This window comes from Leptospira chreensis (genome assembly GCF_016919165.1).
GTDB lineage: Bacteria > Spirochaetota > Leptospiria > Leptospirales > Leptospiraceae > Leptospira_A > Leptospira_A chreensis.
Genome location: NZ_JAFFPS010000041.1, coordinates 64,988 through 78,364, shown reverse-complemented (window position 1 = coordinate 78,364; position 13,377 = coordinate 64,988). Strand labels below are relative to the sequence as shown.

General features: G+C 42.0%; 13 protein-coding genes. 6 read left to right on the top strand and 7 right to left on the bottom strand.

Annotated features, from left to right (window positions below; genetic code table 11):
• Positions 1-10 precede the first annotated feature (10 nt).
• Positions 11-622, top strand: a complete 612-nt coding sequence (locus tag JWG41_RS12970; protein ID WP_205270353.1) for a hypothetical protein — start codon at positions 11-13, stop codon at positions 620-622.
• A 3-nt stretch (positions 623-625) separates the two neighbouring features.
• On the opposite strand, the gene JWG41_RS12965 is transcribed toward JWG41_RS12970, so the two are convergent.
• Positions 626-1,270: a hypothetical protein gene (locus JWG41_RS12965; protein ID WP_205270352.1), complete on the bottom strand. Its 645-nt coding sequence runs from the start codon at positions 1,268-1,270 to the stop codon at positions 626-628.
• 144 nt (positions 1,271-1,414) lie between these two features.
• Here JWG41_RS12965 and JWG41_RS12960 point away from each other — a divergent pair, with 144 nt between their 5' ends.
• Positions 1,415-2,698: a homoserine dehydrogenase gene (locus JWG41_RS12960; RefSeq protein ID WP_205270351.1), complete on the top strand. Its 1,284-nt coding sequence runs from the start codon at positions 1,415-1,417 to the stop codon at positions 2,696-2,698.
• 6 nt (positions 2,699-2,704) lie between these two features.
• Positions 2,705-3,076 carry an STAS domain-containing protein gene (locus JWG41_RS12955; RefSeq protein ID WP_205270350.1) on the top strand — a complete coding sequence of 124 codons (372 nt, stop codon included), beginning with the start codon at positions 2,705-2,707 and terminating at the stop codon, positions 3,074-3,076.
• Here the strand turns inward: JWG41_RS12955 and hflX are convergent.
• Complete coding sequence (gene hflX, locus JWG41_RS12950; RefSeq protein ID WP_205270349.1) at positions 3,060-4,622, bottom strand: GTPase HflX; 1,563 nt, start codon at positions 4,620-4,622, stop codon at positions 3,060-3,062. The genes JWG41_RS12955 and hflX overlap by 17 nt on opposite strands.
• Before the next feature lie 143 nt (positions 4,623-4,765).
• Here hflX and JWG41_RS12945 point away from each other — a divergent pair, with 143 nt between their 5' ends.
• The gene (locus JWG41_RS12945; protein WP_205270348.1) at positions 4,766-6,646 is read left to right on the top strand and encodes a HEAT repeat domain-containing protein; all 1,881 of its coding nucleotides are present in this window, start codon (positions 4,766-4,768) and stop codon (positions 6,644-6,646) included.
• Here JWG41_RS12945 and JWG41_RS12940 read toward each other — a convergent pair.
• From JWG41_RS12940 to JWG41_RS12925, 4 genes are read right to left on the bottom strand one after another with little or no spacing between them, the layout of a single operon-like run.
• Positions 6,633-7,034 (bottom strand): response regulator, encoded by a 402-nt coding sequence (locus JWG41_RS12940; RefSeq protein WP_205270347.1) that lies wholly within the window; start codon positions 7,032-7,034, stop codon positions 6,633-6,635. The genes JWG41_RS12945 and JWG41_RS12940 overlap by 14 nt on opposite strands.
• Complete coding sequence (locus JWG41_RS12935; RefSeq protein ID WP_205270346.1) at positions 7,031-8,926, bottom strand: ABC transporter ATP-binding protein; 1,896 nt, start codon at positions 8,924-8,926, stop codon at positions 7,031-7,033. The genes JWG41_RS12940 and JWG41_RS12935 overlap by 4 nt, the downstream gene beginning before the upstream one ends.
• The gene (locus JWG41_RS12930; RefSeq protein WP_205270345.1) at positions 8,923-9,492 is read right to left on the bottom strand and encodes an anthranilate synthase component II; all 570 of its coding nucleotides are present in this window, start codon (positions 9,490-9,492) and stop codon (positions 8,923-8,925) included. Before JWG41_RS12930 ends, JWG41_RS12935 begins: the two co-directional genes overlap by 4 nt.
• A 55-nt stretch (positions 9,493-9,547) precedes the next feature.
• Positions 9,548-10,714 carry an acyl-CoA dehydrogenase family protein gene (locus JWG41_RS12925; protein ID WP_232373983.1) on the bottom strand — a complete coding sequence of 389 codons (1,167 nt, stop codon included), beginning with the start codon at positions 10,712-10,714 and terminating at the stop codon, positions 9,548-9,550.
• 123 nt (positions 10,715-10,837) lie between these two features.
• Between JWG41_RS12925 and JWG41_RS12920 the strand changes: the two genes are divergently transcribed.
• The gene (locus JWG41_RS12920) at positions 10,838-11,581 is read left to right on the top strand and encodes a YebC/PmpR family DNA-binding transcriptional regulator (protein WP_205270344.1); all 744 of its coding nucleotides are present in this window, start codon (positions 10,838-10,840) and stop codon (positions 11,579-11,581) included.
• Between the two features lie 105 nt (positions 11,582-11,686).
• Here the strand turns inward: JWG41_RS12920 and JWG41_RS12915 are convergent, their stop codons facing one another.
• Positions 11,687-11,932, bottom strand: coding sequence for a GlsB/YeaQ/YmgE family stress response membrane protein (locus JWG41_RS12915; RefSeq protein ID WP_205270343.1), 246 nt, complete (start codon positions 11,930-11,932; stop codon positions 11,687-11,689).
• A 127-nt stretch (positions 11,933-12,059) separates the two neighbouring features.
• Here JWG41_RS12915 and JWG41_RS12910 point away from each other — a divergent pair, with 127 nt between their 5' ends.
• Positions 12,060-13,370, top strand: coding sequence for an EAL domain-containing protein (locus JWG41_RS12910; RefSeq protein WP_205270396.1), 1,311 nt, complete (start codon positions 12,060-12,062; stop codon positions 13,368-13,370).
• Positions 13,371-13,377: the final 7 nt, after the last annotated feature.

Here is a 13,377-nt window from a genome sequence, read left to right as displayed (position 1 = left end):
AAATGCCACATTGATCGAGTTTCAATACAAACGAGAGAAGGAAAACATCCTAATTTCCCTAAAAACGGATTCTACCCAAATTGGTACCTTCCACCGAATCGCTACGATCATTTATGCTCTGAAAATGGACATCCTTTCTGGAGAACTAAGCACAGTGATTGAGAAAGGAAAGGAATTTACAATCGATTCGTTCATTTTACAAGCAGATGGTGGTGATACTACCCAAGCCGCTTTCAAATTAGGAATGATGATGGATTCCTTATTTTCCAAAAATACTAAGTTTGAAGAGATCTTGGAAAAGTTACAAATCCAAGAACCGGCAGTTGCCACTTTTTTTAGAGAAACACCAGAATTTATATTTAGCGATCTTCCCGAACGGAATGAAACTTGTTTGTATTTGGAAAGCAGTGCAGGAAGGGGTTTGTTGTATTATGTTTCACGAATTCTGATGCAAAACCAAATCAACATTCGCAGTGCGACCATTGAAACCGATTTCGAAACGGGACGTGCGAAAGATAGTTTCTATTTAACTGATGTATCGGGGAAGATTTTTGCTTCTTCTGACCTTGCGGACAAAATCAGAAGAGAAATTCTAGCCCCGATCCAATCAAACTCTCGTTAGAGATTAGTTTTTACAAAGAACCTTTAAAGAAGTAGCTTTGTCAACTTTGGGAGCCTTTCCGTTAGAAAAACGGTAAGCCAAACCTGACTTCTTATCCACTTCTGTTTTAGTCCAATATTTCTCTTCGCTAGATTTGATCTCTTTTGGAGCCGTAGCTGCAAATTTTACGAGATCATCTTTGGAAGGAACCACTCCACCAACAGATTTACAATAAGCGCCAGCTTCTGACCATTTTTTGGACGCCACTTTATCCAGTAGAAATCCAGCAGCAGGAGCTTCTGTTTGCGCTTCTTCTACTTTTGTTTCTGGTGCAGCAGGCACTGGTTTAGTTTGTGCATCAGCAGGAACGGATGCTACAGCCACTGGTGCTTTTGTTTTGAAGTATTTCACATATCCTAAATACCCGATGGCAAGCACGCCGGCCAAAACCAAAAATAGATACACTCCATTTCCAGATTCTTTTGTACCGTGGGAAGATCCGTCGGAATGAGATACCGGGGATTGAAGAGAAACTTGCGCTGACTCGTCATTTTTATAAAGAGATGCACTCTCGTTTCTTGTAGATTGTTTCTTAACCGTATTTGTTTTCTTAGCCGCTTTTTTAACAGCCTTCTTCTTAGCGGCAGATGATGATTTTTTCGTTGCCATAATGATAATCCTTATTGCCGAGACAATTCTAATTATAGTTATCACATAAAAACAAAAAAAGCTGAAGAACTTCTTCTCAAATTTGTTTTTTTTTAAATTTTTTTTAAGTGTGTTTCCCTTTCTCCTACGAAATCGTGATCCTAGATGAAAGAAGTTCGTATTGGTCTATTGGGTGCCGGAGTTGTCGGCACTAGCTTACTCCAACTCTTGGAAAAAAACCGAGAAAAAATCCAAAATCATTATGGAATCAACTTACAACTAACGGCGATTGCCACTCGTAGCCCGGGAAAACTCCAAGGTAAAACAAACGTTCCAGTAACGGACGATGTACTATCGGTTACAAATCGTTCGGATATCGATATGATTGTTGAATTGATAGGCGGAACCGACATTGCCTACAAAGCGGTTCAGTCTGCCTTGGAAAATGGCAAAACTGTCATCACGGCCAATAAGGCGTTGTTATCCGAAAAAGGTAGGGAATTGTATTCGATCTCCGGAAAAACCGGAGCGGAACTCGGGTATGAAGCGGCCGTTGCCGGTTCCATTCCCATCATCCGTACTTTACGGGACGGACTCTCTTCTTGCGAATTTGAAGTCATCTGCGGAATCCTGAATGGGACAACCAATTTCATCCTGACCAAAATGGAACAAGAATCTTGGGATTATTCCACTGCTTTGAAGAAAGCCCAAGACTTAGGATTTGCAGAAGCAGATCCCACCTTCGATGTGGAAGGAATTGATGCGGGCCATAAAATCAGTTTGCTTGCGAGTCTTGCCTTCCGTGATTACGTTTCGTTCTCTTCTTTATCTGTAAAAGGAATCTCTGACTTACAATCCTCGGACATCCAATCCGCACTTTCTCTCGGATACCGAATCAAACTTTTAGGAATCTCTAAACGAAGTTCGGCGGGGGTTCTGACCAAGGTGCATCCTACCCTTGTTCCTCTCGACCATCCACTCGCCAATGTGATGAATGAATCCAATGCTGTGTTTTATAAAACCAAAGAAGCAGATTCAGGAATGATCACAGGGAAAGGGGCTGGGGGAATGCCGACGGCCAGTGCCGTTCTCTCCGACATCATTTACTATTCCTCAAGACTCGGAAGTAGTGACATCGCCAAAGAAAATAATCTTTTTCCAGAAGCAAAAGCCTTTCCAGAACCGGACAATTTGGTTCGTTATTACCTACGTTTTTCTACTGTAGACAAACCCGGGGTTCTTGCCGAAATTTCTAAGGTCCTCGGCCGTCATAATATTTCAATTGCATCCGTCCAACAAAGAGAGTCTACTTCCGAGCCTGTGTCCGTAATTGTTCTCACACACGCTGCCACGGAAGGAGAATTTCAAAAATCTCTGCAGGAAATTGATACCATGTCTGCCATCATCAAACAGAAAACTGTGGCCATCCGGCTCTTGGAAAAACTGTAACTCGCCATGGCGAATTTACAATTTCCTTCCCTAGATCTAAAAACAGAATTCGTCGAGATCAAAGGCGAACGAGTTCTGGTAGTTTCCTTTGTAGGCCAGATCACCAATACCAATGCTTATGAAATCAATCGGAATATTTCGGTGATCTTTCGGGATGCAGTTTACAATATCATTTTGGAACTCACAAAACTGGAGTACATCAATAGCATTGGGGTAGCAACGCTAATCGGAATCATCAAAACTGTGGAGAGCCATCATGGCAAAATTCTGATTGGGGGTTTGAATCACTTTTTAGAAAACGTGATTCGCCTGATGGATTTACCGCGTAAGGTTCAGATCTTCAATACAAAGCAGGAAGCCATCACTCACTGGGAGTAGCCACGAGGGCCGGTTTTTGTTCCTTGGTTTTCCAAATCTCTTCTTCAATCAAACCCAAAAGATTAGGCAATCCGTCACGAGTAACAGCGGAGACGAGTAAAGACCCATTTTTTTCAAAAGAGGCATGAGTCTCTTCATCGAGTCCATCGGCTTTGTTAAAAACCACCATTCGTGGAATTTCGTTTAATTTTAAGGAATTAAGAATGGTGTCTACCGCATCCATTTGTTCCGCATAATTAGCATTTGTCGAATCTACTACATGTAGAAGTAGGTCGGCGTCCCCTAATTCCTCCAGAGTGGCCTTGAAGGCTTGGGAGAGATCTGGCGGGAGGTCATGGATGAATCCAACCGTATCGGAAATGATAATTTCCCTTTCTTCAGGAAAACGAATCCTCCTGGTTGTAGGATCCAAAGTAGCAAATAATTTGTCCTCGGCAATGACTGTGGAATTGGTTAAGGCATTGAGGAGAGTGGACTTTCCTGCATTGGTATAACCAACAATTCCCACAATGGGGATCTCATTTCTTGTCCGAGACTTACGGTTTAGTTCCCGTCGGCGTTTGAGGTCTTTCAGTTCATTTTCCAAACGAGTGATTTTTTCTTCCACTCGCCTGTTCCCAATTTCTAACTTAGTTTCCCCAGGCCCCCTTCCCCCAATTCCTCCTGTTAGGCGACTCATATTGTCATCCAATTCAGAAAGTCTATTTTTGAGGTATTTGAGCTGGGCCAGTTCGACTTGGAGTTTTCCATCCCGCGATTTTGCATTTTTGGAGAATATATCTAAAATCAATTGGGTGCGATCGATGATTTTTAAATCACTAGCATCAGAGATTTTTTTAGCCTGAGAAGGAGTGAGTTCCAAATCAAAAATCAAATGTTCAATGTCTTTATGGACAGAAGTTAAGATGATTTCTTGTAACTTTCCTTTCCCCACAACAGTTTTGGGATCAGGATCTCTTTTTTGGATATAGGTATCCACAACATGGATTCCGGCTGTGCGGCAAAGTTCTTTGAGTTCCGCCATAGAATGGTCAGGCGAACGTTTCATCTTTCGCACATCATACACACCCACAAGGAAGGCTCGGTTTTCTTTTTGCGATTCCTTTAAGATGGATGTTTTTTTTGTGAATTCGGATTCAAGGGCTTCGACTTGCTCTGAATATCCATACTTCAATTGGCCAGGATATTGTTTCGGAGAGAGGATCCAAGGTTCCTTAGCATCGGGATCTGGATTGATAAAAGCGGAAAAAAAGAATTTGGGAATTCCGTCAGAACCCACACAAGCAGCGGTAATGGAATCAAAGCGGTTGAGGACAAGGTCCATCAAATCTTCTTGGTTTAACGGGTGTTCTTTGAGGTGAGTGTGAAAAAGGCGAAGGCCTCGGAGTCGTGAATGGGCAACACGGTAGCGGTCCAAATGAGGAATTTCGATGGAGCTGTCATTGCCAACAATGAGATGCGTGACATAACCTGTCCTCTCAATGAGAAGGCCGACTTGCCTACGAATTTCTACAGAAATCTCACCTACGAGCCTAGCAAGGTCCATAGATATGATAGAATCCTCTCTGAGACGCCTTTCGGAGAGAGATTTTAACTTTTTTACCTGGTTTGGCTTGAGACCAGCTAGATTGCCGCTAATTTTACTTATAGTAAGTATCCGATATTCAAAGTATGGAAGTAGGCTATCAGATGTTTCAAAAGGGTCAAGACATAATTTGGAAGAGCAGTTTATGGGTGGTCCTGGTTCTGTTGATAGGTTGTTCCACTTCAAAGCCATACCAGTTAACAGACGTTTCACCAAAGTATAAAGAATACCAAGGAACCGATTTAGATCCGCATAAAACAAAGGAAGTATTGGTCCCGGTAACAAACAATCGTAAGTATGATGAATTCATTCAAGAGGCACATAAGGCCATTGCGCTTTTAGAATTTGGGGAAAATGTAGCCCTTCGTGCCGATAGCAAAAAAACCGTAGGGGAACCGGCAGCGCAAGAGATGCAAGCGGCGGCCTACTTAGAAGAAGACCTCCCACCCATCATCACAAAACTTCCTGGGCTTGTACAAACCAACCAAGACCTAATTGATAGCACACCAAATGATTTTGATGGACCTGCCATTGGTCGCGTGACTTATGCATTGGGAAATATTTTAGATTCGCTAAAACAATACAGTCCCAAAGCCATTGGAATTCAAAATGCCATTCGTAATATTCGATCAGATTCCAATAACTATTCCCAAGGGAAAGATATTGCCGACGCAGAAATCAAACCTGTGGTGGAAGATCCCATCATTATAGATGATAAAAAAGATAAACCCAAAAAACCAGAAAAGATAATTACTAAAAAAGAAGATATTGGTTCCAAAATTTCGATCAAACGCCTGAATCGCAAAACAAAAGTTACAGGAAAAGCGAAAGTCGATGAACAAATCAATGAACTCGTCAAAAAGGAAGAGGAAGAAGTTCTCTCTGACGAAGAAAAAAAAGACAGAGAGTATACGGAACAAATTCGTAGCGGCCTCGTCCAAGTTTTCCAATGGGAATACTACCGTAGACCTAGGAACTTAGAAAAAATTCTAGCCACCCACCCCATCCCTCGAGTTCGTTCGGCAGCAGCCCTGGCTCTCGGTCGTCTCAAAGCAGGCCGTGTGAGTTTACAAACTGCCATTGATCGAGATGGATACCAAGTAAGACCGGCCGCATACAAAGCTTTGTCGGATCTGGGAGACAAAAGGTCTCTTTCCTATTTCATTGCTGGAACGAAAGCTGAAGATCCCGAAGTGATTGCCGTCAGTTACGAAGGTCTTGGGAAAACCAAAGATCCAGCAGGAAGAGAGATGATCCTTACCACAGGACTTGCTTCTGAATATGTTGTCATTGTTTCCGGGTCCCTAAGAGGACTCGCCTATCACAGGCTAGATGCTGATGTAGAAGTATTTGATAAATTTTTAAAGTCCAATGAACCTGAGATCAAAGAAGCGGCCCTCGAAGCTCTCGCCATTCACGGTAGCCGAGAAAGTTTACGGATTTTAGAACGAGTGGTGGCGGAAGAGCCAAACCTTGCTTTATTAGCTGTTGATGAAATTAGTAAAAACCCATCTCTTTCTGCCACTTTTGCACTGATTCGATTGAACGAAGCCCAAACCGATGAGAAACTCGGGAAACGAATTGGAGAATCTTTACTCCGAAGAAAAGCCTTTGGCAAATATGCCATCATTCTGATCGAAGATGACTATCTGAGATCTGAACCAAACGAAAGGTCTAGACCCGTATCTTATATTAAAAATAAAGAGATTGGTCTCGTTCTTTCTGAAACCAAAAAGGAATTTGCCGTTCGGATTGGGGAAGATATCCTCACAGACAAATACATCCAAGTGAAAATGGAATCTACGCTACCGGGTGCCAGAGATGCGTTTGTGACGGGTTGGGTATTTTATCCAAAACTGGATATCATTGAAGTGAAACAATTAGGAAGTGATGGAAAGTCTGGAAAGTATTCCAATTTGAAAAAAGGAAAACACAACAATCTCTTCAATCCGATCGAAGAGATCAAAGTTCTTAAAAAGGATTAACTTTTCCGAAAGAGAGGGCGGTGGGAACCCATTCCACCGTTCCTTGTTTGAGTGGCACTTTCGGAATCATCCAATGGAGACCACAAAACCAAGGTAAAAACCGAGAGGAAAACGGCATCACACCGAATACATCAAATCCAGTAGAAGCAATCACAAGAACACCCTTGTAACCTGATTTGTAAATTTGACGCATCATCCAAAGCCCTGAGGTTTGGGTTTCCATAGTCACATCAGAAACGATCATATCGTAGTTTGGATTTTTAGAAAAAAGAACTAGGCCTTCTTTGGCATCCACTGCCCTGTCCGATGGGATATTTTTTGAATCAAAATATGATTTTAAATTGTTCGCATAACGATCATTATCATCAACAATTAAAACTCTTTTCATATTTGAATCTCCGCATCAGCAAATTGACTGTCGTATAGTTTTTTATAAATTCCATTTTCTGCTAAAAGGGAGTCATGATCCCCTTGTTCTTTGATCTCACCCTCTTCAATGACTACGATGTTTTTCACACGACGCACTGTCGAAAGACGATGGGCGATGATAAAAGTGGTTCTATTTTTAAAGAGTCGTTCCAAAGCGCGGCTGACCAAACGTTCCGATTCCGCATCGAGAGCGCTTGTTGCCTCATCCAAAATCATGATTTCCGCATTTCGTAACAAAGCACGAGCAATGACCAGACGTTGTCTTTGGCCCCCACTGAGATCGAGTCCTCGAACGCCTATGACCGTATCATATCCCTTTTCCATTTTGGTAATGAAGTCATGGGCATTGGCAAGACGAGCGGCGCGAACCACTTCTTTCCGGGAAGCAGCACCCGTCCCATAGGCGATGTTATCTGCAATGGTTCCGTGGAAGAGAAAAATTTCCTGGGTGACAATCCCAATTTTTTTACGAAGGGAGTTCAGAGAAAAGTTACGGATGTCCACCCCATCGATTCGGATCTTTCCAGAAGTGGGATCAAAAAAGCGGGGAATTAAATCCATAAGAGTGGATTTACCAGAACCACTGGTTCCGACAAAGGCGTATGTTTCCCCAAGTTTGATATCTAAATTGATTCCTTTTAGAACTTCTTGGTTGGTGCCTGGATAAGAAAAATGAATGTCATCGAATTGGATTCCCGTTTCGATTTTTTCGAGAATCGTTTCGTCTCCATGTTCTACCACTTCCGAATCCCGATCGATGATTTCAAAAATCCGTTTCCCTGCCGAATTGGCTTGGGTGATTTTACCGACCATTTGCGAGAGTTGGGTGAGCGGACGAAGTAAAAATAACAAGGTAAGAAGGAAGGCCATAAACTCCCCTTGGGTAAACTTACCGGAGTAAATGAATTTGGCACCCATAGCAAAATATCCAAGTACCACGATGGAAGAAGTGAGTTCTACAAGGCTCGGTGCCATTTGTAAATAGAACTGTCCTTTGAAAGTGCGGCGATACACCTTATAGTTGATGTTATCGAATTTTTTAAGATCCTGATTCTCTTGGCGGAAGGTTCGGATGACCTTAATCCCTGAAATGAATTCTTGGATATGGCTATTGAGGTCGGCCAGTTTTTCTTGGAACCGGGCTGTGGATGATGATATTTTTCTCGTGAATAATGTTACCGGCAAAATCACAACAGGAATCGTAAGACAGGCCAAAATTAATAATTCTGAATTTAGATAAATCAAAATCATTAGGTGAGTGACCACGTAAAAAAAGTTAATCACCGCATCACGTAAGTTACTTGAAATGACCGCCGCTACAGTCTCTGCATCGTTAATCACGCGACTCATGATAAGACCCGTTTTTTCTTTATAAAAGTATGTGAGAGGTAACCTCTGGACTTTTTGGAATAACTCTTGGCGAATGTCTCTCACCGCTTTATAACCAGCGGTAGCAATACAATAAACAGATAAAAGATAAGTTCCTAGTTTTAAGAGATATAGCGGAAAAACGGCAATACAAACCGCCCAGACCACCTCTTTCGGTTCCATATCCTCTGTGAACTGGTTGATTTGGAGTTTTGCAGAGATAATGACACGTTTCAGTCGTTCGAGCCCATCAAGACTGTCTTCACCCAGTAGAACTTCCTGGACGAGAATGGTTTTTTCCGGAAGGGTCAAATCCAAATGAAAACGATTGTTTTTATCGCCACCTAACGAATCAAAGAGAGGGATGAGTGCGGTAAGAGAAATACCATTCAAAACAGCTGTCAAAAGTGCAAATACCAAACCCAGAACAAATCGTTCTCGGTAGTGCACAGAATAGGACAATAGTCTTAAAAAATATTTCATTGGATCACTTCCTCATAGAAGTTACGGAGTAAGGTCTCCCCATGTTCGGTGAGGATAGATTCAGGGTGGAATTGAACCCCAAATACCTTATTCCATTTTCTATGACGAATTCCCATTATGACTCCATCTTTTGTTTCGGCTGTCACTTCCAATTCGCTGGGTAAAGAAACTTTCGAAACAGCCCAGGAATGGTACCGATTCGCTAAAAATCCATTGGGAATGTTTTTAAACACACCTTCCCCATTGTGTTGGATCTCAGATGGCCGTCCATGGAACACTTCCGATGTTTGTTCGAGACGGGCACCGGAAATTTCTGCTAGTGCCTGGTGGCCAAGACAAATCCCAAGTACAGGCATGGTCTCATACACAGATTGGATATGAGCCATTAATTTGCCGGAAGTTTTAGGAAGGCCAGGTCCCGGTGACAAAACAACTGCCTGGTATTTTTTATGTAAGTCCAGAGGCAGATCTTCATCGTGCCGCATGACAGTGGTTGGTATGATTTGGTTCAGGTATTGGTACAGAATATAGGTGAATGAGTCGTAGTTGTCGATGAGAAGAAACATACTAGGAGAGGACAAGTGGAGGTTCGCATATATCCACCTGTCCTAAATCCAATCTTTACGCGTTAGGAGATTCGATCCCAACCCCGTCATTGAGAAATTTGGAAATGATCACACGTTGGATTTGTGAAGTACCTTCATAGATTTGGAAGATTTTTGCATCACGCATCAATTTTTCCACAGGGTATTCTTCGTTGAATCCGTAACCACCAAAGATTTGAACGGCATCCGTTGTGACACGCATTGCCATATCAGCACAAAATACTTTTGCGATAGATGCTTGGTATGTGTTTCTAAATCCATTATCGATAAGCCAAGCAGATTGCCAGCAGAGTAGTCTTCCGGCTTCAATGTCTCGAGCCATTTCAGCGATCATAAAACTAACACCTTGATTGACAGAGATCGGTTTACCAAATGCATTACGAGTGTTCGCATAACGAATGGAATGATCAAGGGCCGCACGAGCCACTCCCACAGCACCAATCGCAACGGCTGGGCGAGTTTTATCAAAAGCACCCATGGCGATTTTGAATCCTTCCCCTTCTTTACCGATCATGTTTTCTTTAGGAACTTTTACATCTTCGAAGGTAACACCGCGAGTATCGGAACAACGTTGTCCCATGTTTTTTTCTTTTTTACCGATGATGATTCCTGGAGTTTTTGCATCTACGATGAATCCAGTCATACCCTTGTGGCCGGCATTTGGATCTGTTTTTGCTAAAACAAAAAACCAGTCCGCATGACCTGCGTTCGTGATCCACATTTTGGATCCATTGACAATGTATTCATCACCGACTCGTTTGGCAGTGGTTCGAATCCCTGCTACGTCAGATCCAGCTCCAGGCTCTGTCACGGCATAAGCGGCAAGAGTGAAGGTTTCCGACATTGGTTGGATAAATTTTTTCATTACGTAGTCATCAGCACCAAGTAAAACAGGCGCTAATGCAAGATTGTTCGCGAGGATGGCAGTGGCCATTCCCGAACAGCCATAAAACAACTCTTCTGAGGCAATGAGTTCGTCCAAAACACCGAGGCCAGCCCCACCGTATTCTGCGGGGATGTGCATATTCATAAGGCCTACGTCAAAAGCTTTCTTTAATACTTCTTTCGGATATTCACCTGAGTGGTCATGGTGTTCCGCCTTTGGAATCATTTCATTTTTGGCGAAATCTCTCGCTAAATCGCGGAGGGCTTTTTGTTCATCGGTGATGGAAAAGTCGATCATGGTATGCCTTATAGATGTTTTTTTACAGTACTTTGGAATTTTCTCTCTGAGTCAAGAAACTAGGGCGACTTAAATCTGTTGAAAAATCTTTTGAATCCAAAATCCTAGCCTTGGGAGAAAACAATGTCAGGACACTCGAAATGGGCGACGATTCGAAGAAAAAAGGGAGCCATTGACGCCAAAAGAGGCGCCATCTTTACAAGGATTGCCAAAGAAATTTCCGTAGCAGCCAAAGATGGTGGCGGAGAACAAGAAGGAAATCCAAGACTTCGCCTAGCCGTTACAAAAGCAAAAGCTGCCAACATGCCAAAGGACAATATCGAACGTGCCATCAAAAAGGGTACCGGTGGTTTGGAAGGGATGGTATATGAAGAGTGTCTGTACGAATGTTACGCACTGGGTGGGGTTGCCATTATGGTGGATGTCCTCACGGATAAAAAATCACGTACTACTCCCGAAATTAAAAGCATTCTAACCAAACAAGGCGGGTCGCTTGCCAATGCCGGGGCCGTATCTCGTCTTTTTGAACGGAAAGGCCAACTGACCCTCAAAGCGGATCAAATTTCTGAAGAAGCTCTGTTTGATTTAGCACTCGGTGCCGGTGCCGAAGACATCCAAATCAATGACGGGATGTATGTGGTTCTGACGGCTCCTGCCGAATACGAAGCCGTGCAATCAGCTCTTTCCACTAAGGGTCTGAATATGGAAGAATCGGAAATCAAATACATTCCGATGACGACCGTGGAAGTGAACGATAAAGAAACGGCAGAAAAAGTAATGAAGTTAATTGAAAACCTAGAAGCCAACGACGACGTGCAAGGTGTGAGTTCCAACTTTGAGTTAGGTGACGGAGTCGAACTGGATTAAAATTTTTCTCCCATAGACAGGGACGATTTATGTCGCCCTGTCTTTTATCTTAATGGGACCTTTTGTTTTGCAAAAGCTCTACAAGAGAAATCCACTACAAAGGGTTTATCTTTTTTTAATCAGGCCTGCGATGAAGATGAGTAAAATGGATCCTGCGACTGCCACTAGAAGTTCTGCGACGAGACCGTAAGAGCGAAAGCCCAAAAGTCCAAACACAATCCCACCTAAAAAGGAACCCACTACACCGATCACCAAATTGGCAATGAGCCCGAATCCTCTTCCACGTAAAATACGACCTGCAAGCCAACCTGCCGCAAGACCAATCAGTAAAAACCAAATAAAACTATACATAAGTTACTATCCTTGTTGCCTTTTCTTTAGAATTCTCATAAATTTACAAGAAGTCGTTTGAGAATCAAATCATATACGAAGGCTACATTTGAAAAATCAACTTTTAACAGGTCCCTATTATTTTGGTATGAAGGACTTGGACGTGTTCAAAAAAAATTTCATCCAAGAGAACCAAGGAAAACCGCTCTTCCTCATTCGTTTCGAAAACATTTGTGGTATTGAACTGACTGATTTTCTAGACCTCCTCCGAACCGAGTTTTATGCCTGTTTGGATTTAGAAGATATCAGTTTCGGATTTCATTACTTAGAAAAAAGAAACATTTTGATTATGGGAATTTCTCCCCTTTTTGAATGGGATATTGAAAAATTTCCCAATATCGAAAACGCTGTTGGTAAGTTCCAACAACAGTGTATGCAAAATAAAACGGCATCCTTTCACTTTGGAGTTTCCAGAACCCAATCTAATTTTATCTCTGATAGTGATGAAATTTATAATGAACTTTATAAATCTTCGGAAAAAAATCTAAACGATAACTTAGTTCGTTGGAGTTGGACCTATTACAACAAAGCCAACACTTATATTTCTGGCTCCGTACACGAAGCCATGATCCAACCCACTGTGATCTTCAATCCCAAAGACAAAACCTATTCTGTCAAAGGGGGAGAAGTATTTCTAGGCGGTGGAGCTTACATCGGTTACAAAGATTTAATCAATGACATCCCGGCCGACCAAGATCTAAACCGCATTGAACTTTTGATTTTAGAAAAACTAATCATTGCCTGTGAAGGAGCTCCCGGACTTTTAAAATTCAATATTTCTCCTCAATCATTGATTGATACATTTTCCCACGTAGGCCGTGTGGATCGTTTGAAAAAACTGATTCAAAACAAGGACCTACTTCCAGAGAACATTCGCTTTGAGTTGGTAGAAAAACCTTACGACGATTCCAACTACCCACTGAAAGATGTTTGCCATGCTTTTTATTCTCACGGAATGAGTTTTGCTGCCGACGACTTTGGTGTCAAAAGTCAATCCCACCAAATTGTTTTGGATCTCGGAATTATGATCAAAGAATTCAAACTAGATCCGATCAGTTTTAAATTCAAAATCGAAGAAGACCAAATTAAATTTTTAGATAACCTGGCATTTATTGATTATTGCAAACGCCTTGCCGACAACAGGGAGGCCGTGATCACTGCAGAAGCGGTTGAGGATTATGATACTTTGCGATTTCTTATGGAACACCAAATCTATCAATTCCAAGCAAACATTCTATTTGGAAAAATGACTGTCTCTGATTACAAAAGAGATTTTGAACTTCTGCATTCCATTCATGAAGATGTAGTGAAAGAAGTATTGACAGATAAAATTTTGTCAGAAAAACAAAAGAAAGTCGGGAATTTGTTTCGAGTTGCATCAGAAGAGGGTTTGATTTAAAATAATT

Excerpts from the sequence above, each read along its gene's own strand:
- JWG41_RS12965 (WP_205270352.1), bottom strand. The coding sequence starts at position 1,270 with ATGGCAACGAAAAAATCATCATCTGCCGCTAAGAAGAAGGCTGTTAAA.
- JWG41_RS12960 (WP_205270351.1), top strand. The coding sequence starts at position 1,415 with ATGAAAGAAGTTCGTATTGGTCTATTGGGTGCCGGAGTTGTCGGCACT.
- JWG41_RS12955 (WP_205270350.1), top strand. The coding sequence starts at position 2,705 with ATGGCGAATTTACAATTTCCTTCCCTAGATCTAAAAACAGAATTCGTC.
- hflX (WP_205270349.1), bottom strand. The coding sequence starts at position 4,622 with ATGGACCTTGCTAGGCTCGTAGGTGAGATTTCTGTAGAAATTCGTAGG.
- JWG41_RS12945 (WP_205270348.1), top strand. The coding sequence starts at position 4,766 with ATGTTTCAAAAGGGTCAAGACATAATTTGGAAGAGCAGTTTATGGGTG.
- JWG41_RS12940 (WP_205270347.1), bottom strand. The coding sequence starts at position 7,034 with ATGAAAAGAGTTTTAATTGTTGATGATAATGATCGTTATGCGAACAAT.
- JWG41_RS12935 (WP_205270346.1), bottom strand. The coding sequence starts at position 8,926 with ATGAAATATTTTTTAAGACTATTGTCCTATTCTGTGCACTACCGAGAA.
- JWG41_RS12930 (WP_205270345.1), bottom strand. The coding sequence starts at position 9,492 with ATGTTTCTTCTCATCGACAACTACGACTCATTCACCTATATTCTGTAC.
- JWG41_RS12925 (WP_232373983.1), bottom strand. The coding sequence starts at position 10,714 with ATGATCGACTTTTCCATCACCGATGAACAAAAAGCCCTCCGCGATTTA.
- JWG41_RS12920 (WP_205270344.1), top strand. The coding sequence starts at position 10,838 with ATGTCAGGACACTCGAAATGGGCGACGATTCGAAGAAAAAAGGGAGCC.
- JWG41_RS12915 (WP_205270343.1), bottom strand. The coding sequence starts at position 11,932 with ATGTATAGTTTTATTTGGTTTTTACTGATTGGTCTTGCGGCAGGTTGG.
- JWG41_RS12910 (WP_205270396.1), top strand. The coding sequence starts at position 12,060 with ATGAAGGACTTGGACGTGTTCAAAAAAAATTTCATCCAAGAGAACCAA.